A 26,057-nucleotide genomic window follows, 5' to 3' on the forward strand; every position below is an offset into this window, starting at 1 on the left:
ACTTGATTGCAAAATGATCTTTATCATAATGGAATGTTTTTTCTTCTCTCTATGAGTCGATCCTTTAAATCTACTTCTAAAATAATCGTCGTTCCTTCTGTACTTGTATATATTGAAATTTTATCCATCATTTTTAACATAATGCTGAAACCGTGCCCAAATGACCGTTTGCTGGAATAACCTTCTAACAATATTGATTTCGGCAGTTCGCTTAATTTGATGCCATTTCCTTTATCTTCTACAATCACTTTTAACCAATCATGGTTCAAATAAACTTTCATTTTTCCTTCAACCGCATGCTTTAATACATTTGTTACAGCTTCAGAAATAGATAAGAGCACATTATATCTTTTCTTTTCTGAAATATGCCGATCTTTTAACAACTGGTCAATAAATGTTCTACATGCCGCAACATCATTTTTTTCAGAAACAGGAAATTCTGCAATTTTCTCACCTTGATTAAAGCTTTTTAATTCTTCCCGTTCAATCAGAGTCAATTTTCCTTGTGTGACGGCGTATAAACAATCACGGTAAATTGTACGTATCCTCAATTCTTGTTTTCTCTCATATTCTCGTAAATGACTTACATCAAACAATAGACATAATATTTTCTTTTCCAAACAGATCCAATGAACGTTATACATTTTCCGACTTGGAACATCTTCAATAAATTCATGTGCATATCCATTTTGAATAGGATGATTCGTAATCAGGCTTTTGATTTGTTGTTCACAAGGAATCTGAACTTTTTCGCCATTTATATGATAGAAGCTGCCATTTTGATAAAATACAGCTTGTACAACAGCAAAATCTTTCAGAAGCTTCGAGCCTTTATATTTTATATCGTGAAAGTGCTGCTGATTTTGAGCCTGAATCAATCCCGGATGATGATCTTTGCCTGCCTTTTTGAAATCAGCTATTTTTAAAACAATTTCTACTAATTTTGGATCAAGTTTTGTATTCTTTAAATTTTGAAAAGCTTTCTTTTGATTGATAATTCCAGAAGAATGCATCAATTTGTCATACTCATTTGCCGCAGCAATAATGCGGGCTCCCAATGGAATTTCTTCTCCTTTTTTTCCATCCGGATAGCCTTTTCCATCCCATTGTTCGTGATGAAAACGGACATACTGGGCAGCTTTTTCGATTCCCGATATTGCTGAAACCACCTTTGCCCCTAACTCGGAATGTTGTTTATAAAGCTTTTCTTCTTCAAGCGTAAGAGCCCCTCGCTTCTGAAAAATTTCATGCTCCATTTGTATTTTTCCAATATCATGCAACAAGGCAGCGTAATGAACAGCATCAACATGTTTGGGGCTTAACTTTAACTCTTCTGCGATGCGGCGTGCTAAATCTCCTACCCTTTTAGAATGCCCCTTCGGCAAATGAACTTTTTGTTCCATATACTGTGTAATATTTTCTAAGGTCGTCAAATGGTTTTTTCTATGACGAACTAGTACTTGAGCAATGGATCGTGCGAATAGAAAAACAGCGACGGTAAAGATCGTTTCAAACCAAAATGGAAAAGGCTGTTGATCGTAATCAATAGCAGCAAGCCGAAATCCTAAAATAAATGTCACAGCAAATGCTAGCAATGTATCATTCATCTCTGTTTTCAAAACATCCGAAAAATTTTGAGAGAAAACGAGACTCTTATAGCTCACTGTAATGGCAAAAAAGATGAAAAAATATATAAACGTTGTGCATGCAAATGCGAAAACGGAGGTTATATATGTAAAAACGCCGAGTTTGCCAAAAAAATACTCAAATACAAATCCTGATAAAAAAACAGCAACCGCACATTGACTAGCCTGAAATAACCAAGAAATAAAGCTTAATTTGCTATTGTAAAATAAGAATAAAGAAGCGATGAAAACAACAATCACAGCTTCCGGAATTCCCATTTGAACAAGAACCACAATGTTAAAAATGCTTGAACAAGAAAGCTTCTTACCATTGCGGAGTTCGATAGGAAATATTTCTAATATCCCTGCAAGAATCGCTATTAAAATGGCAAATGGCATATGTGTTTTCTCTAAACTCCATAATTGTATTAGAATAATGGGCAGGCCAAAGCCGATGACAATAAGCATGAACCCTTTCTCTTTCAACAAGATCGGCATGTATGATACACCTTTCTTTTAAAAACTCGGGTCAGACATATTTTACGAATTGAATGAAAAATCCCCGAATAATTTTTAAAGCTTTTTCAATATAAAAAAGAAAAAATCCATTTTAAAACTTCTCCCTTGCAAATATCATGCCCTTAACAATCCGTGCACCTCTTGTATTTTCAATTTCGAAATGTAGGCAACTTTATCGCTTCCAGAAAAATGGGCGGCATACGTTTCGCCTTGTGGTTCAATTTTTATGATCTTTTTCAAATTAACAATATAGGAACGATGAGTTTTATAGAAATTACAAGGCAATTTCCCTTCTATTTCTTGCAGGGATTCGTTTGTTTCGTGTTGATGTTCTGCAGTATGAAACACCGTTTTTCTTCCGTTCTTCTCAATAAAAAGAATGTCGTCTGATGAGATGTAATGAAAGGTTTGATTCGATTTAATCGAAAGCTTTTTAATCTCTTTAAATGGATGCTTGTTTAATAATTTTTTCTCTATTTCAATCGCTTTTTTCGCCTTTTCAAGCGCCGTAAATAATCGAGTCCGTTCAATTGGCTTTACGATATAATCTGTAGCAGACAGATTAAATGCCTCAACAGCAAATTCATCATACCCAGTTGTAAAGATGACTTGCAAGGACGGATGTATTTCTTTACATATTTTCATAGCTTCCATTCCGTTAATTTTCGGCATATCGACATCAACTAAAACAATATCAGGAATTTTCTTCATAAATCGTTGAATTAATTCTTCTCCGTCAGCTGCCTCACAGACGATTTCATATTGGGGGAACAATTGAATAAAATGGGATAAAATCAGTCTTGAAGGGTGATCATCATCTGCAATAATCAGTTTGTATTTCTCCATAAATCTCCACCTCGTTGCTCTAGTTTGCGTGCCGTCTTTTTGAGTTTATTGTGTATTCTGCATGGATGATGATGTTCCTTTTCAAAAGGAAAGCATGAATTGCGGATGAAACCGGCATCTTTCCTTGTTGGATGTCTCCATGATGCAGACAGCGTCTTCGATGTTTATCCATGTACATAAAATGCTGAAAAGCCGTTTTGCTTTATGAATTTCACATAAATATTTTCATAAAATAAGTTTTTCATTATAATCAAATTTTGTCGCCGAAAAGATGCTTGCAAGCTGCGAAAAAGTTGAAATGCGTCGATTCTGAAAGGATCGTTCTGCAATTCAAATCTTTTCCCGATATAAAACCGCCGGGATGCCAATTTTAAATAAAAATTATTTTAACAGAAACATTATAGAAAAAATTTGATTTTTCCCCGGGCTCCCAACTCAGTCTTCAACAATCTGTAAAATACACAAAATGCTAATATTAGTATTTTTTTACATATCAAAAGGTAGAAATCGGCTGTTTTGCTGATTTCTACCAATACTGCATCGTCTACATGATGTTTTCTGCTTCTAAAATAGCACTCATCCCACTTCATTATCGTAATACCTATACAAATACATTTTCTCCTAAAATTTTATCTAATTGGAGCATATCAAATACATCTTTCACTAAAGGTTGAACGTTTTTTATTTTCACTTGAACATCCAACCCATTATTTTTGACTGTCTCGATTAAATTTAATAACAGTCCAATCCCGGTGGAATCAACGAAAGGAACTTCTTGAAAATCAAACTCAATATTTGTATAGGTTTGCAGAGCCGGAATAATTTCTGTTTCCATTAATTCCGCGACTTCAATATCTAAATCTCCGACAAACCGGACGTATGCTTTTTCGTTCAATTGATCGAGGCTATAAGAAAACATACAAAAATTCTTCCTTTCTAAATCATGCCTGTTCGTTTTGCTGAAAAATCTTTTAATAAACGGCACGTCCTTTTCAAACGTCAATTGTTTTTATGTCGCTAAAATACAAGATTTCCATTTTTATCTAATTTCGCTATTATGTTTCTTTTCCCTTCATGAAACACATGCTTCATTTTTCCTATTTCGATGATTGTCCCTTCATTGGCATGATCAATGATAATTTTTCCATTGCTTGGCACGCTGATTTTTGTCATAACCCCGCTTTCTGAACCACTCTCTCTCACCATGACCTCTTTTTCGGAAAATATTTCCCCACCTCTGAGGACATTTTTTATGGCGATCGTTCCACCAGCATACACTTTGCTGTTAAAACAGCCTTGTCCAGTTATAAAAATGTCCCCTCGGGAATAAATGGTGCTATTTTGAGCATACTTTAGTTTGACAAAACAGTGATCATCTTGTTCATTTTTTTGCCGCTCTAACAGTTCAGTTATTTTTTGCATGAGCTGATTGATTTTTTCGATCGTATGGTATTCATTTACTGCAGGTGAAAGGAAACATAGTCTTAACTGTTCGCTAATTGTTAGCCATTCCAGCTCTAAAATATGACTCCCATTATTGCAGGTCGCAATATATTGCTTTACAAGCGTAAGCAAATTATTGAACTTTTTTTCAAGCAAAATTTTTATTAACGGCTGTAATCCTTTTGATGAATAGTCTGACATTTTATATGCAGGGAGCTTAATGACTTGATAAATGGATTTGATCAATTGATCCATTTGTTCTTGAATGCTTGTTAATAATCGAATGAGCTCGGATGAATAAATATTTTGTTTTCCTGCTGAGATTGTGCTTTTAATAAAGCTTCCATGAACGACAATGGCATTTTTCGATGAAATTGTAGCTCCATATACATTTTTTTGAATCAAAATGTTTCCATCCGCCTCTACAACCATTCCCTCTTCCACATTGCCAAGAACGTCCAGATCACCCTTAAAACGAATGTTTCCTGATAATAAATTCACATCATGAGAATGTACAAGTTTTGGCAATATAGATACTCTGACGATTAATCCCCTTTGTTCAATGAGAGGACGCCCCGTTTCTGTAGCTAAAATTTTTTTACCTTGCTCGATAAGAGCGATTCCCTTTCCCGGCTGAATCGTAAGCGGATATGTCGGTTTAGGTGGTAAAGGTTCGTTCGTAACCGTAATTCCAGGTATTCCAGGGACAGGAGGATGTACAATAGCAATGACCTGTCCTTTTTCAACTGAAGGGAACTCCTGTTTTTCACGAAAATCGACGGTTCCGTCTTCTTTTTCTTTCACTTTTGCTCCTTTATTTAAATCAACGAGAAGCTCGATTTTTCCATTTTCCCCTTCTTTTGGTTTCATGCCAGATGCAATTGTAAATTTTCCTGGCCGGTCCGTATGAATTGCTTTAATAATCTCATTATGGTTAAATCCATGAATAACTCGCAGCTCTTCTAGTTTTTTTAAAATTTGATTGTAATCAACTGCTGGAATCGTTTCAACAATTTCTTCTCCTTCTAATACAATATGCTCACTAGGTTCGATATCTTTCACTTTATACGTTTTTCGATACCCTGGTTCTATTTGTAAAAAAACATGCAGCTTGTCAGAGTCGATCGTAATATCCCATTTACCTTCCGTTACAACTTCATCCGTTTGAATTTTATACTCATCCATTTCTGTTACGATGGTTGTTCCGGTAATGAGTTGACCATTTTTATACAACTTTATTCCTTTTCCAACAGTAACGGTCGGGTATTTATTTGAAGCTGGCTGGCAATATAATTTTCCATCTTTTATCCACACTTTACCTTCTAATGAATTTTCTTTTATTGGTTCAGAGCTTGCAAATGATTCGATTTCTAACGAATCAATGATCTGTTCTAAGGGATCCTGTTTTATAGAGCTTTGCTTAGAAGATGTTTCCTGATCATCCAGCTTTGTTAATCTGACGATCGCCTGTTTAGAACCAATTTTCCAAAATCCTTTGCCGCCTTTTTCGATGATTTCAATCGAAACTTTCTCCTTATCAGTCCCTAAAATACTCAAACCTAGTTCGATCGCTTCCTGTATGTTTTTTCCTTTCGCTAAAACTGACTGATTCATTTGCATCTACCTCTCCATATAAAATTCAGGAGAAACATGTTCATTCATCTGTCGGAGTGCTTATCGAAAAATATCTTCAATGGTGTGGACGGCTGATTTTTCTGGTTTTCCTAATAAATTTCCTTGGCCAACAGGAACTTTTAACAATTTTGCCTTAGCTAAGTCCATCTCCTTTTCGATTCCTTCCAAGATAATAGTGATTTGTTGTTTTGCATATTGCACTAAAAGCGAGACAATGTGCTGTTTTTCTTTAGAACGATATAATTCTTTAGTAAAATGCCGATCAAGTTTAATATAGCTTGCTGAAAAATCAACAATTTGTTGTAAAACAGCCGTTCCATTTCCAACGCCATATAATGCTACATCAAAACCGTTTTTCTTTAACATGTTTATTTTATCTTTTAAATCTGGCAAGTCCCATATATGCTTTTCACTTGGTGTATGATTTATTTGAAATACAACTTTTTCTTGTATTTGAGGATATTGTTTCAATAACCGCTCGACAAATTTTTCGAATTGATGATGAATGAGTGTGGAAGGGAAAAGATTGACGAATATTAATGAATCATCCAAACGTTCAATCGGAAAACACGTAATCGCATTTAATATCGCCTTTATGTTCAGTTCATAAAGACATCCTTTTCCCCGTGCCAGTTCATATATTTTTTCTATGTCCATTTGGCCATCTGGAAAGGTTAAAAATGCCTCATATCCAAATACATTCCAATTATTTAAATCCCAAATCGGTTGATAAACTGATTCCATTTTATTGGCTGCACTGTTTCTCATCTTTTCCCTCCCTTGCCATGTTTTATGATATTTTTGTTCTATGTTCAATGTAACTGTATTCCAACTTATTGTCTAACCAGCCTCCAGCATGAGAGGAACGTATTTTGACTTAAGAAAAATGATAGAGGACAGAATATGTCAAAAATCCGACATTTTACGACTTTTTTATTCAAACTTACAAATATTGCCCAAATAGTTCTTTTGAACTAAAAACAATAGCAAAAAAGACCTATGACTAAATAATCATACTAAAATTATTTCATTTTTTTTAGCAGAAGTTTGAATCCAGAAGGAAAAGCTTCAGAATCGTCATTGTCTTGTATTCATGATTTTGTAACTAGGAAATTGTATTTATGAAAAAAAGAAGCTGCTATGATTAGCAAGCCTCCTGTTCAAGTATGAAATTCTTCTGCTTTTTCGACATTGCCGGCAAGTTTGACGTGTTCGTCTAATAAAGTTTTTTATAATTCTCATTTCCTGTATTTCCACAAGATGGTATCTTTTGCTTAAGAAAAGGTTTTCATTATCACTGGAATGAAAAAAGCTTTGATTTTCATCAAACCTTTTACTTTTGCATATTGAATATTGCAAAACACTTTGTAACAAGGCAACTGAACGATCAGTCATTAAATTCCAACATTAAACGGAACTCTTTTAACCTATTTGAACAAAATAACATTTTTCCCATAACTCATGCGGCATTTTCCGTAAACATAGAAAACAGTTTATATATATATATTAATGGTGCTGCCTGTGTTCTAGATCTTTCTTAACAGCATGATTCGTTTCTCGATTCAACATAGGCAGTTTAATCCAAAAGTCACTTCCTTCTCCTATTTTGCTAACAACCCCAAATTCCCCGTTCATCAGCTCTATCAGTTGTTTTACAAGTGAAAGTCCGAGACCGGTTCCTTCAACTTGCACATGTTGAATACGATAAAAAGGTTCATATATTTTTTTCAATTCTTCTTCGCATATCCCGATTCCGGTATCAATTATGTGAATAACTAGAAATCCGTTTTGACATTTACAGGTTATATGGATCTGTCCACCTTCAACATTATATTTAATCGCGTTATCTAACAAATTTAAAATGACTTGTTTTAATCTTAACGAATCAATGTGGATCATTTGATCCACACACTGATCAATGCTTTTGATGATTTTGATCCTTTTTTTGTTTGCCGCTGGCTTCATCAATGCTATACATTCACATATGACCGAATCAATTTGTACTTCGTCATTTGAAATTTTTATTTTTCCTGTTTCAATTCTGGAAAGATCTAAAATTTCATTAATCAAATTTAATAAATGGCGGCCTCCTTTTAAAATTTCTTCCACAAATGCTTGCTGCTGCTCCGTTAACGTTTTATCTAGTTCCAACAAATGAGAAAAACCAAGGATTCCATTTAACGGCGTTCTTAATTCATGACTCATTTTCGATAAAAATTCCGATTTCGCCATATTGGCTTTGACGGCTTCTTCTTTCGCCTGAATAATGCTGTTTTCCATCTTCTTTTGTTCTGTTATATCTTCAAACGTCCATAAATGGCCTTTCAGTTTCCCGTCCATATAAAAAGGAAAATAACTTCTTTTCAAGATTTTACTATTTTTGATGTTCACTTCATCAGAGAAATGCTTATAGGGCGTGAAAATCTTTGATACTTCCCCTGTGTTCTCTTCAACCTTTCGGCCAACGGCTGGAAAATAATTTGTGATGTTTTTCCCAATCAGCTGTTTTATTGGCTCATTGATTTGAAAAATTTTCAATATCGTCTTATTTAAGGCGATAATCTTCATTTCATGATCAATCACAACAATTCCGATTGGCAGATTGTCAATAATCGTCCGTCTTAGTGCATTCGACTCATTTAATTTCATTTCCTGCTCTTTTCTGACGGTTATGTCTACACAAGAACCGATGACTTCAACAACTTTTCCATTTTCTATAACCGGACTTAACACAGCCAAGTAATCATATCCGTTCAGCTTTCCCTCAAAATGGACAATCTCGCCATTCCAGGCTTTCTGATAAGCTCGAAGCTGCCCTTCAGCGACTTCTTTCGGCAAAAAATCCCGCAAATCCTTTCCAATAATCTCATGGGGAGAATAGCCAAGTTTATAGAGCAATTCCCCTGCACATAACGTATGGATAAACTGATCGTTTATTTTGACGAACTTAAATGTCATTCCTTGCTGGCGTTCTAATGTATTCATTAAATCTTTCTGCATTTTTCGAAGTCGTTTTTGATATTGTTTTAATTCTTTCATATCTTTGGCGATGACGAAAAAACCTTCATTTTTTCCTTCAACGATCATAGGGACAAACGTTAAAAGTAAAGGAATCCATTCACCTTTACTATTTTTAAACGAAACTTCCATTTCATTTTCGTTATGCTCCAACAAACGATTCATTTTCTGTTTTACCCTTTCGGCATCGTCTTGAGGCAAAAACGAAAAAATCGATTGATGAATCATTTGTTCTTTTTTTGCTTTTAAGATTTCTAATCCTTTAGGATTTATATTCGTAATCATTCCGTCGATATTAATGATGAAAACGATATACGGATTATACGTAATCAATGACTCGTAATATAGATTTGTTGTTTCAAACTTTCTTTCTAGCTTGTTTTTTTCTTTTTGAACAAATGCAAAAATCATAAAAATCATGATGATTGAAAGGAGAAGTTGATTTGCCAGCAATGTAGAAACCGAATAAATCTGCTCATATATGAATAATCCAGCTTTTTTTATTTCATTCATTACCGTGTATTGAAAAATGAAAATACCCAATCCCAAAACAATTGAAAGTATTATGATCGCTTTCATTTGAAGCTTTTGAGATCGCTTATTGTGATGGAAAAAGGCAATCACTGCTCCCGCTAAAACAAAAGCGATTAAGTTAGAAAGAACGGAATAAAATCCGTCATATTCATTCTCTTTCAATGATTTTATACCAATATAATATATTACAAAAATACTTAAACCCACTACAATCGAAATCGCCGCTGCATTAGAAACATTTTTTTGTTTATCTTTCATGGAAAAAGCAGCGAATGATGCAATGATCCCTAGCAAAAAAGATAATAACGTATAGACGGTGTAATACGTTGCAATCAAATATAAATCATCACCGAGCATGTCAATAAATTGCATTGTCCAAATTCCTAACCCTACCCATATCGTTCCTAACAATATGTATAACCACTTATCTTTTTCAGTAGACACCTGTATGTTCTGAATCATGTGAACAGAAAAAAAAGAAGCAATGATTGCCATGACGACAGATGAAATCACTAACTCCCAATTAAACAAAGCTTCCATGTTTCACACACCTTATCTTATTTGCTTACATCATAAACAAATAAAGAAGGTTAGACAATTATTTTTACTCTGTGGAACCAATTTGAACAGAACGGAACAGTTTTTTTAGTAAAATATTAAAACTGTTTTTGAAGACGGTGGAGTAATATGCCAAAGAGCTTTGCAGATAAGCGGGATACTTTTTTTAAAAAGCGGAATTTAAAGCGTCATCCTAGTATTGAAAAAACAAAAAAAGCACCGAGATTTAAGAAATTTTATAGGTGCTATTGCTCTCAAACAATCATTCTATATGAAAAATTTCATAGAAGCAATTTTAAATGTTCTTAACAATCTTTGCATTTTATTGCACCTATTGATTCAAAAATCTCTTAGTGCAGCATTGTAAATGTTATATTTATTTATTTTTGTAAAATATAAAAATTCTTTTGATTTAAAGAGTACAACTACAGAATATGACTTGCAATAATTCGATCAAGCTTCCGAATATTCACTTTTTTATTTAATAATAATTTGAATTTCCCTGCCCTAGTCCATAGTTCGAGTTCTGCATTAAGGTCAATCTTTCCTCCATTTTCAGAAGAATACATGACAATCGATTTAAATGGAATGGTGTAGATTTCCACTTTTTTACCTGTAATTCCTTGACGATCGGCAATGATTATTCTTTTGTTCGTCACGACCGCAACATCTCGAACCGTTTTATACGCAGCTTCCGCAGTTTCCCCTTCAATTAAAATTTCCTCCACTTCTTTTGGAACATCTGTCTCTTCATAAAACGTCCAAGTCATAATAGAACCTACATTTGCCATACCTGATTTCATCCCCTATTTGCTTCATTTATGAACAATAAACATAATTTTGGCAAACTGTCTTGGAGCTTATCTTACAAATGTGATAAAATCAACGTTCACTGGTTCATGCCGTTCAGATCGCAGTCTCAAGTTGATCTGTCCTCGATGGTAATGTCCGTGCAAAGCGACATGAGTTAAAATTTCCCTTAATGTATTTTGAAACTCGATTCCTTTACTGTTTTTGTAAGTGACAATGTTGTCTAAATCACGATTCGTCAAATTTTTCAAAAACGATGTAATGCTCTGTTCATTTTGTTTTGCAAGTTCTGCACAGGCATCTATATGTACATCCTCCCAAATCGCAATGTGTGAGCTGTCCAATCCTTGCAATCTTGTAAACCATAGTTTTTCAGTTAAAAGAATATGCGAAAACAAGCGCAGCGCCCCATTATTTTCCCCTTCAATCTTTTGCAAAGTGTCTAATATACGCTCGTTCGCCCAATGCAAGTGCTCAAACATCTTTTGAATCGTTTCCAATAAAAATCCTCCTTCTTTACTTTACTATGTATGCAGCAAATGCTGTTCCTTTGAGTTAACTGACAATGATTAGGTTTTATCGTATAAAAGTTCGTCAAATACACGGTTTATTTTTCGAATATTCTAATAATTTATTGTTGACAAGCTCTTGATTATGAATTCCTGTTTTTTACTGTTTTATCAAATTGGGAGATATCCAACCTTTTAAAACTTTTTGGGAAAGCCACTCCAAAGATTGTTCAGAGTTTTGCATTCTGCCTCGCAAAATGACAAGTGTTGAAACAATTATAACATGAGTTCGCTTAAAAATTTAAACATTTTTTCAGTCTGCGAGCATAATTAAGCTCTCTATTATTAATCCAACTTCTGTCAAATATTATGCAAAATTACATATTCAATATACCTGCTTGACAGCCGATTTTCTCATTGATTCGTTCAATCATTTCGCAAACTTTAAAAGTCGGATAGATCATATGCTTGCTGGACAGATCAAGCAATCAATAGTTTACTTGCTATCAGTTAGTATTTAATAATAGAAGAAGGAAAGGGGCATGCTGACATCAAACGACAAATAGTTAATATTTATATCTATAGAAGGAAAGAGGTTGTAATAGCCTGACTCTTCTTTTCAACCTTTTGAGGCATTGAAGCTCTTCATATAGAACTAGCAAAAGGAAAACCATCCCCTTTTAGGAGAGGATGGTTACTTGACATCGTAGCCTTGATCTTCAATGGCGTTTTTCATTTTTTCAATTGTTACTTTTTTGTCGTCATATTCTACCTCAACAGTTCCTTTTTCAAGTGATACTTCGACCTTTTCGACTCCGTCCAGCTCTTTTAGAGCGTTTGTAACAGCCATTTTGCAGTGATTGCAAGACATTCCTTCTACTTGAAATGTAAGATTCATTTTCATTTCCTCCTTAGTATGATTTTAAGATATTCAGATTAAATCGTTGCAAATACTTTACAGTTTAATTCGTTTTAGACGCAGCGCGTTTGTGACAACGGAAACTGAACTGAGTGCCATCGCTGCTCCGGCGATCCAAGGCTCCAAGAGGCCAAGGGCGGCAACTGGTATGCCGATTGAATTGTAGAAAAGAGCCCAAAATAAGTTTTGCCGAATGTTTTTCATCGTTTTTTGGCTCAAGGAAATCGCTTTTGGAATGTGTGTTAAATCGCCTCCGACCAAGGTGACGTCAGCCGTTTCGATGGCGACATCTGTCCCGGTTCCGATCGCCATGCCGATGTCGGCAACTGCTAGAGCGGGTGCGTCATTCATTCCGTCTCCAACCATTGCTACACGATATCCTTGCTTTTGTAGATCCTCCACGATTTTCGCTTTTTCCTCCGGAAGCACTTCAGCATATACTTGCCCGATCCCCGCTTCCTTCGCTACTGTTTCCGCTGTTCTTTTATTGTCTCCCGTTGCCATAAATATGTTGATTCCCATTTCCTTCAATGTTTGAATGGCTTTTTTTGAGCTTTCTTTAATAGTATCAGCGACAGCGATGATGCCGGAAAGCTCCCCATCAATTGCAACTAGCATAGCTGTTTTTCCTTCTGATTCAAGCTTCACCATTTTCTCCTCATGGTCTGAAGTTGCAATCGACCGTTCTTTCATCAGCTTTCTTGTGCCAACAAGTATATGTTTTCCATCTACTTTGGCTTCGATGCCATGTCCAGTCACGGCTTTAAAATGCTCCGGCTTTTGTATGTTGATGGAACGTGCTTTACCGAATTCCACAATTGCTTGGGCAAGCGGATGTTCAGAAGCGCTCTCCGCAGAAGCGGCATAATAAAGCATGCCTGTTTTTAATTCAATACAATCGGTCACTTCCGGTTTTCCTTTTGTTACCGTTCCCGTTTTGTCAAGGAGGACCGCATTGATTTTATGTGTTTCTTCTAGATGCTCTCCCCCTTTAAATAAAATCCCGTTTTCTGCCCCTTTTCCTGATCCGACCATGATCGATGTCGGCGTCGCCAATCCGAGTGCACAAGGACAGGCGATGACAAGAATAGAAATCGCTACTTCTAACGCTCTTGCCATATCATATGGCGTTATGAACAAATACCAAACAGCAAACATCACGATCGCAACGCCTACAACAATAGGAACGAATATACCGGATATGACATCGGCCATTCGCTGTATTGGCGCTTTCGATCCTTGCGCTTCTTCAACAATTTTAATGATGTTGGCAAGAGCGGTATCCTTCCCAACCTTTTCTGCCCGTATTGTTAAAAGGCCGTTTGTATTGATTGTGGAGCCAATTACTGCATCCCCTACTTTTTTCTCAACCGGGATAGATTCACCTGTGATCATCGATTCATCGACAGAAGACATTCCAGAAATGACCGTTCCATCGACTGGAATTTTTTCTCCGGGCTTTACGATTATCTCATCCCCTACTTTTACTTGCTCCAGCGGGATCCATTCTTCCTTCCCGTCACGGATGACAAGCGCGTCCTTCGCTTGCAGGCTTAACAGCTTGGAAATAGCTTCTGTCGTTCTACCTTTTGCAATCGCTTCAAAATATTTTCCAACGAGCACTAGGGTGATCAAGATTGCGCTCGTTTCAAAATATAGATGCGGCATATGATCGGAACGACCGATTGATTTGATCGCTTCGTACAAACTATAAAAGTAGGCTGCTGATGTGCCGAGCGCCACGAGCACGTCCATGTTTGCGCTTTTGTTTCTTAAAGCCCGGTAAGCTCCTGTGTAAAATGAGCCGCCGATATAAAATTGAACAGGTGTTGCCAGCAACAGCTGAAACCACGGATTCATAAACAGATCCGGCACCGCAAGCCCCGTTTCAAACGGTAAATGGGCGATCATTGTATACAATAAAGGAAGTGATAATAAAATAGAAACAATAAGCTTTCTTTTTTTATGATGCAATTGTTCTTTTTTTCGATCCGATTGATGGGTAGTCTCGTCCCGAACTTGTCCTTTATAACCAAGCTTTTTTATTTTCTCTAAAAGATCTTCAACCGAAACAACGCCTTCCCTATATTCCACAACAGCGCTGTTTGTCGCTAAATTGACAGTCGCATTTACAACGCCTTCCGTTCTTTTCAGCCCTTTTTCAATACGTGCACTGCATGCGGCACACGTCATGCCTTCAATATCCAATGTTACTTTTTCCGATTCGACGCCGTAACCTAACTGTTCAATTTTCCGCTGGATGTCTAAAAGATTTTGTTTCGAAGGGTTATAATGAATAGTTGCTTTTTCCATCGCTAAATTGACAGTTGCCTCTACTCCGTCCATTTTATTCAGCACTTTCTCAATGCGCGCGGAACATGCAGCACATGTCATGCCGGTAATGTTTAATGTGACAAGCTTCTGTTCGCTCATTTGTTCCACCTCTTATTTAGAAAACTGTTTGATCACATCCATCAGCTCGCGAATCGACTCATCACCGCTTCCTTCTTTGATCGCTTTCGCAACACAATGGCTGGCATGCCGCTCCAACAGGTTGAAACCTACTTTTTGCAGCGCAGCTTGAATGGCTGAAATTTGGACTAAAATATCAATGCAATAACGATTGTCCTCAATCATTTTTTGTACCCCGCGAACCTGCCCTTCAATCCGTTTCAGCCTCTTTAAAAGCTTGTCTATTTCATCAGAAGTTCTAGGAACCATTATTTTCTCGTGATCATGTTTTTCATTTTCTGTCACTGACACCCCTCCCTCCTTTCGTTTGTATACATTATACCCGTTATAGGTATAAAAAGCAAATGATTCATCTTTCTAGTTTTTTTTACAAAGATTCAACTCTATCAAGTCGTGAAACACAATTTTCTGCAAAAGCTGACCGCATACTTAAGAGTGGACAATAAAATTCAAAAATTGGCAAGATTCGTTTTAATAAAAAATCAGATAGCATGAGAGGTGCCTTCATGAAATTGTTTTCGTTTATAAAGAGGATGTATTTTTATATTTTTCTCTAGAACTATCGCTTATTCCCCAAAAGGAATTTCCTCGTCCAAAATTCCTCTTACAATAAATCACTCCCTACACAATGTATAGGGAGTGGTCATCATTAAAACGGAAATTGACGCTCTTTTTCTTGAACTGAAACCCATTTTGTCACGGTAAATTCGTCGACAACCCATGGATTTCCGAAACGTCCTAAACCGCTTCCTTTGTTTCCGCCGAATGGAATATTTGGAGCATCATTGACTGTTTGGTCATTGATATGGGTCATGCCTGAATCAATGGACAACGCAAGCTGTTCCCCTCTATTCAAGTCGCTGGTGAAAATAGAAGAACTTAAACCATATTCGGTGTCATTTGCCATTTCAATCGCTTCTTCATCTGATTCAGCCTTAATGATTGTCGCGATGGGCGCAAAAACTTCTGTTTGCGCGAGCTTGCTTGAATTTTTGACATTCGTAAAGACAAATGGAGTGAGGACGTTTCCTTCTCTTTTCCCTTCTAAGACAAGTGTTGCGCCTTCCTTCTTAGCTTCTTCAATGTAGCTTAAAGCTTTTTTCAGCTGCGTTTCATTGATTAATGGCCCAATGACCGTATTGGGATCGGAAGGGTTCCCATAAGGAAGAGATTTTGCTCTGGAAACAAATTTTTCCACAAATTCATCGTAATGATCTTTATGAACGATAAAGCGATTGACGATCATACAAATTTGTCCTTGGTGGATAAACTTGCCGAAAACAGCGGCGTTCACTGCCTGGTCTACGTCGGCATCCGACAGCACGACAAACGGACTGTTGCCTCCAAGCTCCAGCGCAACCCGTTTCAAATTGCGGCCAGCAATTTCACCGATATGTCTGCCAACGGCGGTGGAGCCGGTAAAACTAATTAAGCGCGGAATCGGATTTGTCAACATTTCATCACCGATTTCAGGAATATCGGTTAAAATCATGTTGAAGACTCCTTTTGGAAGTCCGGCATATTCAAATGCTTTCGCAATGATCGAGCCTCCAACAAGACCTACCTGTATATCCGGTTTATGGACAACGCTGTTTCCTAATGCAATCGCAGGAGCGATTGTTCTCATCGATAAATTCATCGGGAAATTGAACGGTGATATTGATGAAATCACTCCGAGCGGAAGACGGTAAATTTTGTTCACTTTCCCTTCAATTGCACTTGGGACTTCCCTGACTTCATGTATGGCTCCTGCATAGTTCAAGGCTTCTTCGAGAACCTCCAGCGTCAAGTGCAATTCTACATTCGCCTTTAAAACAGTTCCGCCTGTCTCACGAGTGATAACGCTTACAATTTCATCCTGATGAGACTTTAAATATTCTTCTGCTTTTCGAATAACTTCCTTTCTTTCTTCAACAGACGATTTCGCCCATTTTTTTTGTGCCTGTTGAGCGATTTCAAATGCTTCTTGCACTTGTTCTCTTGTTGCTAAACGCACTTTTGTGATGAGGGAATTATCGTAAGGATTAACATCTTCAAATATGCTTTCGCTTTTTCCTTCAACCCATTGTCCGTTAATATAGCTTTTATTGTAGTTCTCAAATTTCTCCATTTGGTCCCCTCCTAAAAATTCCGAATTTTCAATCCAATTTTATTAGTTTATGGCGCGGCTGTCAATCATTAAGCATCATTTCATATTTTTCGTCCTGCTGTCATTGTATCAATTTGCTTGGCCCGCCATGAAATTGGCGAGCTTCTAAAAAACCTTTCATTGAGAACTGTAAGATTTTCTAGGAAGCTGCATCAACATAGCAGTTATGCTCCGTTTTATAGATAAATATGTTTCGCTGCCGACTTCCATTCCAACTCAAATCCCAAATATTTCTCGCTTTATTACGACAATGTTTAAATGATTTTCGAGTCATTTTTATTGAAATGGTTCAGAAGTTCCATTTGATTGTGCTTTTGAAAAGTGGATCAACTGTATATAGTTTTGTTCAAACATACTTTTTGGCTTCTTACATTCTAGCAAAATATTTTAAGCCGATGCATCAGCATGTTCCATTTTTACTGTGCATATAATACGGCAGTTACTTGCCTGGATCTAAAAAGCGGTGATTCAACTCTCCATAAAAATAAAATAAAGAGGATTCTCACCGCTTCCAAAAACTATCAAAACATGGTAAAATAAAAAGGAACATTTGTTCGTTTATTTTCGGTCTGCCTTTCGTCACGAATTCATGAAGGGATCAAGGGATGGAGGGTTATTTTTGAAAAGAAGATAAAAAAACATACAATGCTTTCTTTTGCTCATCATTTAAAGTAGAAAGAATATGTTCTACTTGATCATCAACAAGGGATATGTCCTCGTTATCGATCATTTTAAAAAAGCTTCCCATCGGTATATTAAATCTTTGGCAAAACTTTTGAATGAGGCTAATAGGAATTTCTTGTTCACCATTTTCGATTCTGGAAAGCCTTGGCTGAGAAATTTCCAAATCCTCGGCCAGTTGAACCATCGATATATTATACTTTTTTCGCACTTCTCTTATTTGTTCTCCGATTTTTTTATTGATTTCCATCTGTTACATTCCTTCTTTGCTACTTCATCTATAATATAGTTTAACGTTTTCCTATTTTACTTTCAATTCGTTTTGTATTACTATAAAAATGAATATTTTTTATTCATTTTTATCTTCAAAGGGTTGGGTGAGCATAGATGAACTTTGAGCAAGCTTTCAATGAATTCGCTTATAATCGAATTGAGCAAGCTTTGTTAAATCGACAAAACCGTGAGCTCAAAGCTCTATACAACGAGCTTGAAGAAAAGCTTAAAAAGCTGGGCATAGCCAAAAACGATTGCGATGATTTAAAAGGAACCATCTATTGTTTGATGGATACTCAAAATTTGCTAGTTTATAGGCAAGCACTTGCAGATGTCATTTCCTTTCTTATCAAACTGGAAGAAACAAAAGCGGGCACCGGCCAAAAATAAACAATTCTACGAAAATATTTCCCGTTCATGCTGATCAAAAGGGTTTTTGGGGGTCAAGATGTTGACAAATGAATTAAATCCTTCTTTCTATGAACATCGTAAATATTTTTCACTGCCTCTCTACATATTTAATAATGAGTATAAAAAAGACCATCATGAATCAATTATTGAACAGCATCTACATAAAAATGTAAAAAATAGGTATTTTCAAGTCCCGGAATTCGTTTTTAAAGAATTTGCCAAAGGAAATTTGTCTGAAGTGTGTGTCTGGATTTTATTGACTTGTTTTTATTTGCTCCATATAAACAAGAGAAACGGCTTTAACGAAGGGGAAATTTTGCGGCTCGTAATGGAAGCGAGGAAAAAGACATGTTCTTATCCATCATTAAAAAAATGCTTTAAGCATTGTGTTGCGGAGTTAAAGAGAAGCGGATGGATCGAGCAGAAAAACAGGCTAATCTTTCTGAAAATTTTTTGAGTATTCATTCTCTTTTTTTTAATTTTCTTGTTTGAGAGAAAAGAAAAACGCGGTTGTGAAACCGCATTTTTAAATAAAAGGGCGAAAATTATATCGTTTCAAAAAGGATTGAAACCATCTGCTTATTTTACTATTAAATCGACACCGATAACCCCGACGATGTCTCCGTTCTTATGAATGGGGAAGGAAATGGTGATGCACGGTTTTTTTGTAACAGCAGATGTATAGATGCTTGATATAAAGATTTTATTTTTACTAGCTTCGATAAACCAAGGACGGGCTTTTGCATTTATTAAGCCTGCAGGAGGGTTGGAATAAACGAATGTACCGTCCAGTCGATTCGACCAAATAGCTTCGATATGCTCGTTCTCCTCAAAAAATTGATCCAATGCTTTTTTATGAACATCCGCATCTAGTTCATACAATGGAAATTGTGATAAAAGATTCATCACTTTTTCTTTCATTTCATTGATTTTTGCCAAATCTATTTCTGTAATTTGTTGAAGCTGATCCCTTTTGACTAACGTTTGCAGCTCTTTAGAGGTTTGATCCAATGTCTCGCTGATGGCAATCATCTCTTCAATATGCTGGTGCTGCTTATCCATATCTTCTGAAACTCTCAGTGCATATGTTTTATTTTCATGAGCCATATCTGATATTTGCTTGAGCACCGTAGTAATTTCCTGTACATGATCACACTGCAATTCGACAGCGTCTTTCGAATCCGATACCATTGATGTGATTTTGCCCAACGATGTTTGAAAGGAATGGATAACATCAATTAAAGATAGTAATTCAGCCACATTCTTTTTCATCTGATCGTTTTCCGATTTTACCATTTTGGTCGAAAACTCAATTTCTGATTGAATCGAAGAAAGAATTTGATGTGTTTCTTCAACCGCATCATGCGTTTGGTTTGCTAAATTTCCAATTTCATTTGCAACGACCGAGAAGCTTTTCCCATGTATTCCGGCTCTTGCCGATTCGATATTTGCATTTAATGCAAGTATTTTTGTTTTTAGAGAAATCGCTCCAATCGAAGAAAGAATGTGATCCATTTGTTTGGAAAAAGAAACGAGCCGATCCATTTGATCAAGAATTTTCAAATGATTTTGCCGCAGCTGTTCCGTTTCTTCTTGTATTTTTTGCAGCTGCGTTTTCGATTTTACGAGCTGTTCATAAAATAATATACTTGAGGAATGTATCTCTTGAGAAGATGCTGTGATTTTCACAGCTGCCTCTTCAATTTTACGCATCTTTTCTGAAACGTTATTTGTGTCTTGCGCGGTCTGCTCAATATGCTCTAATAGCTGAAACGTGCTTTTTTTACTCGAGGAAGATCGTTCATCAAGGGAAACAGCGGTTAATTTCATTTGCTCAATGACGCCTTTTAATTGATCCGCAGCAACTTCCACCTGTGCCGCAAACGAATCCTCCATTTGTTTTTTTTGTCTATCTTCTTCATGATCCGCTGCTCGATTCCATTTTTTTAAAAACAGCATATTTATCACCTACTGTCTCCACTAATTTACTCTTTATTGTAACAAGCCGAACAAGAACGAAACATAATTTATGTCACATAATCTGACACAAAACATTTCAATATACAACCATTCGACAGATGCTACCTTTTTTCTCGTTTTTTCTTTATCATTGTTGAATTTTGCGCTTTCCCGAGAAATAATTTTTATTTACAAAAAAAATACTCTCCTTCCGTGCATAAAAGTCGGAGAGTTTATCAAACTGTTATTCTCTTTCATTCAAACTTTCCTGTTTGATAGTCGACGATTGCTTGCCGTATTTCTTCTTACGTGTTCATAACAAACGGACCGTAAGCTGTGACAGGTTCATGGAGAGGTTCTCCCGCATATAGAAGCAGCCGGAGTTTGTCTGTCGTTGTGACGGTTATGTAGCTTTCCTCTCCCTCAGCACCCTTTGTTAAAAACAGCACTTGCCCTTTTTCCCCTTTTGTTTTAGACGCACCAAACAAGCCTTTTCCTTCTAAAATATAAAGAAAACCATTATAGTTTTCCGGAAGATCTTGATGAACGGACGCATCAGGTTCCAGAATCATTTCCACCATCGTGACAGGAACGTAATTTTTTAGTCGGCGCTTGAATACCTTTTGACGAACCAGAAAAAATCCGAATCAACGCTCCTTTTTCTTTTCTAACTGGCCTGTCAGCACTTTTCAAATTTTGATAGCGGGGAGCGGTCAGTTTTTTTGAACTCGGCAAATTAACCCACAGCTGCAGACTGTGAACGGTAGATCCAGGTGCAGGATCTTCTTGATGGATTACTCCTCTTCCAGCAGTCATCCATTGAACATCCCCGGCTTTGCTTGCCATATCCATTTTTGTTATCAAAATGCTCCAAAATCCCGTCAATTACATATGTGACAGTTTCGATTCCCCGATGGGGATGAAGGTCAAACGTCCCTTGCTGAAAAATATCCTCCGCAAGCATTAAAATCGATCATATTCCTCCCAATTACCAGGTTCTAACACAAACCCATTAGTATGAGTCGGATTATTCGTTTGTAACGCAACATTTTTAATTTTGCGTATATCCCTTTCCATACAAGCCTTATCTATTTTCTGCTTTTTGCAAGTAATCAATAATCCCTTGCGCACAAATGCCCATATCGATTTTTAAATACTCGTGCACTTGATGATCTTCGGAAATATGTTTTTTCTTTAAGTAATCTTGCAGCGTGCTGTACAATCTATCAGATAGAAGCTTTGATCTTTCTTCAAACGGCAAGCTTCCATGCTCTTTTACAACCGCTTTGCCTTGATCTACAAAAATGTCCAGCCAATATTTTAGCTGTTTATAAACTTCCTCTGGATGCTCGCTCATGCCAAAATGACCGAAAAATATTTTCGAAACGTTTAATGCTTCGATTCTTTCACATGATTCAAGCATTTTATCCGGATCAAACTGGTTAGGAGAAGTAGACGGCAAATAAAACTCTAAGTCTGAATCTAAGAGCATTGAATAAAAAACTCCGATCGTGTCGCCGGTAAAGATGCCGTTGCTTTTGGAATCATGTATACAAAAATGGTGATTCGCATGACCTGGTGTGTGATAAAACGTCAGCACGCGATCATCGCCTACTTGAAGCGTTTCCAAATCTTCTTTTACAACTAGCTGGTCTTCTGGCACGGGCAAAATCGGATCAAACAATTTTTGAAATTGCTCCTCTCCATACACCATTTTGGCGCTGGCAATTAATCTGGATGGATCTTGCAAATGACGTTTCCCGCGGGGATGGACGAACACTTTTGCTTTTGGGCAATGTTTAAGGAAAAGCCCGACACCTCCCGAATGATCTAAATGAATGTGCGTAACAATGATGTTTTGAACATCCTTCGGATCAATTCCTAAACTATCAAGACCTTTTAATAAATATGGGACAGACGGGCTCGCGCTTGTTTCGATGATGGTCAGCTCTTTTTCGTGAAGAACGTAAGCCCCTGTTCTGTTTTCTAATCCTAAGTCAAAAAGATCAATTAATGTGATGTCATCGCCAATGTTTTGTACCTTCAATGTTATGTGACTCCTTTCTTTTATTTGCCTACTACATAATTCAACAAAAAAAGATTAATTTCCTTTTCCAAACTTTTTGTTGATTGGTTAAAATTTTTTGATGACAAATTTTTTATTTTAATATATAATATCAATGCTGACGTTTTTCGGGAAGTAGCTCAGCTTGGCAGAGCACCACGTTCGGGACGTGGGGGTCGCAGGTTCAAATCCTGTCTTCCCGACCATGGAGAAGTACCCAAGTGGTTGAAGGGGACGCACTCGAAATGCGTTAGGGCGGGCAACCGCCGCGTGAGTTCGAATCTCACCTTCTCCGTTTAAAAAACGCGCTTTTTAGCGCGTTTTTTTATTGCCGGAATTTGAATAATTGACCCTTTTAAAAATTTTTCAAAACAATTGATATTCTTATTTTCATAAAAACTGTTTCAGCAAGTTATGCAAAAAACCTGAAAAGCCTATTTAGTGCTTTTCAGGTTTTTTGCTTATCATTCCTCGATTGGAGCTTTTCTTCTAAATTTGCTTAATACTTCATAGACGATTGGAACAATGATGAGAGTCAGCAAAGTCGAGCTGGTCAATCCGCCGATGACGGTTAAACCAAGTCCTCTCGAGATCATGCCTCCATCTCCTTCATAACCTAATGCGAGAGGAAGCAATGCTCCAACTGTTGCCAGCGCAGTCATTAAAATCGGTCTTAGACGAGTTGCCCCTGCTTCAATGAGCGCATCTCTTGTAGAAAGTCCTTCACGCTCTTTATGAATGACACGGTCAATTAACACAATCGCATTCGTCACAACAATACCGATTAACATGAGCGCACCGATCAAAGCTGAAACGCTCAATGTTTCTCCCCCAAGCCATAGCGCTACAAATCCGCCGATGACGGTAAATGGAAGTGAAAATAGAATGGCAAAAGGCGCAAGTCCTTGACTAAACGTAACCACCAGCACAAAGTAGACAACAGCGATGGCAGCGAGCATAGCCAATCCTAATTGTGAAAACGACTCATTGATCTGTTCGGACACTCCACCTGTTTCAATGTTCACACCAGGCGGCAATTCTAAACCATCTATTTTCTTTTGAATGTTTGCATTTACTTGGCTAACGTCATTAGTAGTAATCTCTCCGCTGACTGATACTGCAAATTTTCCGTCGCGTCTAGTAATCGTATTGGATGTTTCGCCTTCTTTTACTTTCGCTACATCTCCAATTTTCACATTCATGCCAAGTGGGGACTGAATGGTTTTCTTTTTCATCTCATCAATCGAATCAAATGTTTGCTCTTCCCCTTCAATATAAACTTCAATGTCTTGACCTTCTTTTTGGATTGTTGTTAAAACCGGCCGTTCATGGTGTTGGCTTAATGCCATCGCAATTTGCCCAGCGGTCAATCCTAGCTTGCTCATCTTTTCTTGATCAACAACAAACGTGAACTCATCATAAGTTTTCGATAAACCTGATTCGACATTTTTCAAGTTTTTTTCATCTTCCAAGATTTTTTGCACTTTTTGGGCGACAGGCTCAATATCTTCCATCGAATCGCCAAACACATACAATGTGTACTCATTGCTTGCCATCATCATGTCAATGGTGCCCCAATCGCCTTTTTCGTTCGTTAATTCATTTAAGTCTTTAACAATTTTCTCCTTTTCTTTTTCAAAATTCGGTGTGTCATCTTCATACATAATAAAGAAAATGGCCTGATTTCGATTTCCAGGATTCATCGGATTTTCGCTTCCGACAGACAATTGAATCGTTTTTACATGATCACGGTCGACAAGGAAATCTTCTGCCTTCAATGCGATATCTTCTACTTCTTCCAGCGTTTGCCCTGGATCCGGATCATACGTTAAGATAACTTGCTTTTCTTGTTCATTCGGCAAAAAGCTTACACCGATGACAGGAATTAAAAACAGACTGGAGACAAGAAGCAGAATCGCAATCAATGATGTTATCCATTTATGGTTCAAAGACCAATTTAATATTTTTTTATAGTTAGTAACCAAAAAGCCAGCTTCCTTTTCTTTTTCGCCTTTCCGTTTTACTCCTTTTTTAAATAAAACGTGAGCAAGTGCCGGCACAATAGTAATCGCCACTAAAAGGGACGCTAAAAGCGAGAATACAATCGTAAGGGCAAACGGCATAAATAGCTGTCCGACCATCCCTTCGACAAATGCGAGCGGCAAGAAAACCGCTATCGTCACAATGGTTGAGGACATAATAGGAATAAACATTTCTTTTGTCGCTGCAATAATCAGCTCTTTCCCTTTTAACGGCTCCCCTTTTAATGTCATCCGTCTGTAAATATTTTCAATGACGACAATCGAATCGTCAATGACGCGGCCGATCGCCATTGTGATAGCTCCAAGCGTCATCATGTTCAACGTGATGTCCATTTCACGCAAAATGATTAATGCAATTAATATGGAAAGCGGAATTGACACCACGGAAATCAACGTTGAACGAATGTTGCGCAAAAACAGCAAAATGACAATAACTGCAAAAATCGAACCGAACAGAGCTTTATTCAGCATTGTTTCAACAGATTTTTCAATCGGTTCTGCTTGGTCCAGCGTTGAAACGACTCCGAGGCCTTTATATTCGTCTTTTAATTCATCCAATTTTTCTTTTACTTTATTTACGACTTCAACTGTATTCGCATCAGTAGCTTTTACAATTTGCAGTCCGATTGCTTCTTTTCCGTTCGTTCTTGATACGGATTCAGCTTTTCCGACGATTTCGATATCGGCAATTTCTCCTAATTCGACTGTTGGCAATTCAATGCTTTGCTGCTGGATCGCCTGATTTGGCGCTGCACCATTTGCTCCAGACAAACCGTTTGGCACTTGGCTCATTTGCGCCTCTCCGGCTTGCTGCCCTTGTGCTGATCCTGTGACTGGGATTTTAAGCTTTTTCAAATCGTCAATTGTCGTAATATTTCCGTCAACGACAACAGACTTTTCCGTGTCTTTAAATGTATAAAGACCTAATGGCGCACGGAGATCCGCACCTTGAATATAATTTTTTATTGTTTCCTCATTTAGCCCGAGCTCTTTTAATTTGTCTTGATGAAAAACAAGCCGCCCCTCTTCTACCTGCTGTCCAGAAGTTACAATGCTTTCTACTCCATCAATTCCTTTCAATTCAGGAACAATGATGTCTTCAACCAGTTCAGTTAATTCAGGAAGTGTTTTTCCTTCATCAAAAAAGCTCACTGTATAAACAGGGAAAGCGTTCATGCTAAATCTTGCAATTTTAGGCTCTCCTGCTCCATCAGGAAGTTCGACTTGTTCGATTGCCTTTTCAGCTTCCTCTTCTGCTCGTTCCATATCTTTTTCAAATTTGTATTCGATTTGAATAGAAGATGCATTTTCAAACGAATTAGAGCTGACGATTTCCACCCCGTTCAAATTGCGAACAGCTTCTTCAATAGGAACCGTCACTTTCTCTTGTACTTCTTCAGGGGTTGCACCTGGATATGTAGTCGTAACACTTATGATGGGAGTGTTTATGTCCGGGATCGTCTCCAGCTTCATATTAAATCCAGAAAATAGTCCCGCAAAAATTGCAATGATAGTTAAAATCCAAATAGCCAGTTTATTACGGAGCGAAAATTTAATAATGTTCTCCACCAAGTCCCATTCCTTTCATG

At 37.1% G+C, this 26,057-nt stretch carries 17 protein-coding genes, 2 tRNA genes and 1 pseudogene; 3 read left to right on the plus strand and 17 right to left on the minus strand.

Annotation, left to right across the window (positions count from 1 at the left end; translation table 11 throughout):
- Positions 1-23: 23 nt before the first annotated feature.
- The 13 genes from NSQ61_RS06735 to NSQ61_RS06795 all read right to left on the minus strand — a co-directional run bounded on the left by NSQ61_RS06735 (position 24) and on the right by NSQ61_RS06795 (position 17,968).
- Positions 24-2,123 (minus strand): HD domain-containing phosphohydrolase, encoded by a 2,100-nt coding sequence (locus NSQ61_RS06735; protein ID WP_327848631.1) that lies wholly within the window; start codon positions 2,121-2,123, stop codon positions 24-26.
- Positions 2,124-2,258: 135 nt separating this feature from the next.
- The gene (locus NSQ61_RS06740; RefSeq protein ID WP_063389570.1) at positions 2,259-2,990 is read right to left on the minus strand and encodes a LytR/AlgR family response regulator transcription factor; all 732 of its coding nucleotides are present in this window, start codon (positions 2,988-2,990) and stop codon (positions 2,259-2,261) included.
- Between the two features lie 601 nt (positions 2,991-3,591).
- Positions 3,592-3,909, minus strand: coding sequence for an STAS domain-containing protein (locus NSQ61_RS06745; protein ID WP_340806445.1), 318 nt, complete (start codon positions 3,907-3,909; stop codon positions 3,592-3,594).
- A gap of 98 nt (positions 3,910-4,007) precedes the next feature.
- The gene (locus tag NSQ61_RS06750; RefSeq protein ID WP_144597023.1) at positions 4,008-6,047 is read right to left on the minus strand and encodes a FapA family protein; all 2,040 of its coding nucleotides are present in this window, start codon (positions 6,045-6,047) and stop codon (positions 4,008-4,010) included.
- Between the two features lie 60 nt (positions 6,048-6,107).
- A complete protein-coding gene (locus NSQ61_RS06755; RefSeq protein ID WP_066246638.1) occupies positions 6,108-6,836 on the minus strand; it encodes an EAL domain-containing protein in 729 nt (242 codons plus the stop codon).
- A gap of 738 nt (positions 6,837-7,574) precedes the next feature.
- Complete coding sequence (locus NSQ61_RS06760; protein WP_340806446.1) at positions 7,575-10,160, minus strand: PAS domain S-box protein; 2,586 nt, start codon at positions 10,158-10,160, stop codon at positions 7,575-7,577.
- Between the two features lie 443 nt (positions 10,161-10,603).
- Entirely contained in the window at positions 10,604-10,969 is a 366-nt protein-coding gene (locus NSQ61_RS06765; RefSeq protein WP_063389575.1) for a PH domain-containing protein, read from the minus strand.
- A gap of 69 nt (positions 10,970-11,038) precedes the next feature.
- Positions 11,039-11,488 (minus strand): DinB family protein, encoded by a 450-nt coding sequence (locus NSQ61_RS06770; RefSeq protein WP_063389576.1) that lies wholly within the window; start codon positions 11,486-11,488, stop codon positions 11,039-11,041.
- 703 nt (positions 11,489-12,191) lie between these two features.
- The gene (gene copZ, locus NSQ61_RS06775; RefSeq protein ID WP_094245704.1) at positions 12,192-12,395 is read right to left on the minus strand and encodes a copper chaperone CopZ; all 204 of its coding nucleotides are present in this window, start codon (positions 12,393-12,395) and stop codon (positions 12,192-12,194) included.
- Positions 12,396-12,452: 57 nt separating this feature from the next.
- Entirely contained in the window at positions 12,453-14,849 is a 2,397-nt protein-coding gene (locus NSQ61_RS06780; protein ID WP_144597019.1) for a heavy metal translocating P-type ATPase, read from the minus strand.
- A gap of 12 nt (positions 14,850-14,861) precedes the next feature.
- Entirely contained in the window at positions 14,862-15,137 is a 276-nt protein-coding gene (locus NSQ61_RS06785; protein ID WP_063389602.1) for a metal-sensing transcriptional repressor, read from the minus strand.
- Between the two features lie 400 nt (positions 15,138-15,537).
- Positions 15,538-16,998, minus strand: coding sequence for an aldehyde dehydrogenase family protein (locus NSQ61_RS06790; protein WP_340806449.1), 1,461 nt, complete (start codon positions 16,996-16,998; stop codon positions 15,538-15,540).
- Positions 16,999-17,650: 652 nt separating this feature from the next.
- A complete protein-coding gene (locus NSQ61_RS06795) occupies positions 17,651-17,968 on the minus strand; it encodes a helix-turn-helix domain-containing protein (protein WP_063389580.1) in 318 nt (105 codons plus the stop codon).
- Positions 17,969-18,105: 137 nt separating this feature from the next.
- Here NSQ61_RS06795 and NSQ61_RS06800 point away from each other — a divergent pair, with 137 nt between their 5' ends.
- Positions 18,106-18,381 (plus strand): hypothetical protein, encoded by a 276-nt coding sequence (locus NSQ61_RS06800; RefSeq protein WP_063389581.1) that lies wholly within the window; start codon positions 18,106-18,108, stop codon positions 18,379-18,381.
- Between the two features lie 600 nt (positions 18,382-18,981).
- On the opposite strand, the gene NSQ61_RS06805 is transcribed toward NSQ61_RS06800, so the two are convergent.
- The 3 genes and pseudogenes from NSQ61_RS06805 to NSQ61_RS06815 form a co-directional block, all read right to left on the minus strand.
- Positions 18,982-20,361, minus strand: a complete 1,380-nt coding sequence (locus tag NSQ61_RS06805; RefSeq protein ID WP_327873951.1) for a methyl-accepting chemotaxis protein — start codon at positions 20,359-20,361, stop codon at positions 18,982-18,984.
- Between the two features lie 305 nt (positions 20,362-20,666).
- Positions 20,667-21,438, minus strand: a pseudogene (locus NSQ61_RS06810) (pirin family protein).
- A gap of 7 nt (positions 21,439-21,445) precedes the next feature.
- Entirely contained in the window at positions 21,446-22,414 is a 969-nt protein-coding gene (locus NSQ61_RS06815; protein WP_133309079.1) for an MBL fold metallo-hydrolase, read from the minus strand.
- A 141-nt stretch (positions 22,415-22,555) separates the two neighbouring features.
- Here NSQ61_RS06815 and NSQ61_RS06820 point away from each other — a divergent pair.
- Together NSQ61_RS06820 and NSQ61_RS06825 are read left to right on the plus strand one after the other, a co-directional pair.
- A tRNA-Pro gene (locus NSQ61_RS06820) sits at positions 22,556-22,632 on the plus strand.
- A 1-nt stretch (position 22,633) separates the two neighbouring features.
- Positions 22,634-22,721, plus strand: a tRNA-Ser gene (locus NSQ61_RS06825).
- 169 nt (positions 22,722-22,890) lie between these two features.
- Here the strand turns inward: NSQ61_RS06825 and NSQ61_RS06830 are convergent.
- Positions 22,891-26,037, minus strand: a complete 3,147-nt coding sequence (locus NSQ61_RS06830) for an efflux RND transporter permease subunit (protein WP_066246621.1) — start codon at positions 26,035-26,037, stop codon at positions 22,891-22,893.
- Positions 26,038-26,057: the final 20 nt, after the last annotated feature.

It is taken from the genome of Aeribacillus sp. FSL K6-1121, from assembly GCF_038003725.1.
Taxonomy (GTDB): domain Bacteria; phylum Bacillota; class Bacilli; order Bacillales; family Aeribacillaceae; genus Aeribacillus; species Aeribacillus composti.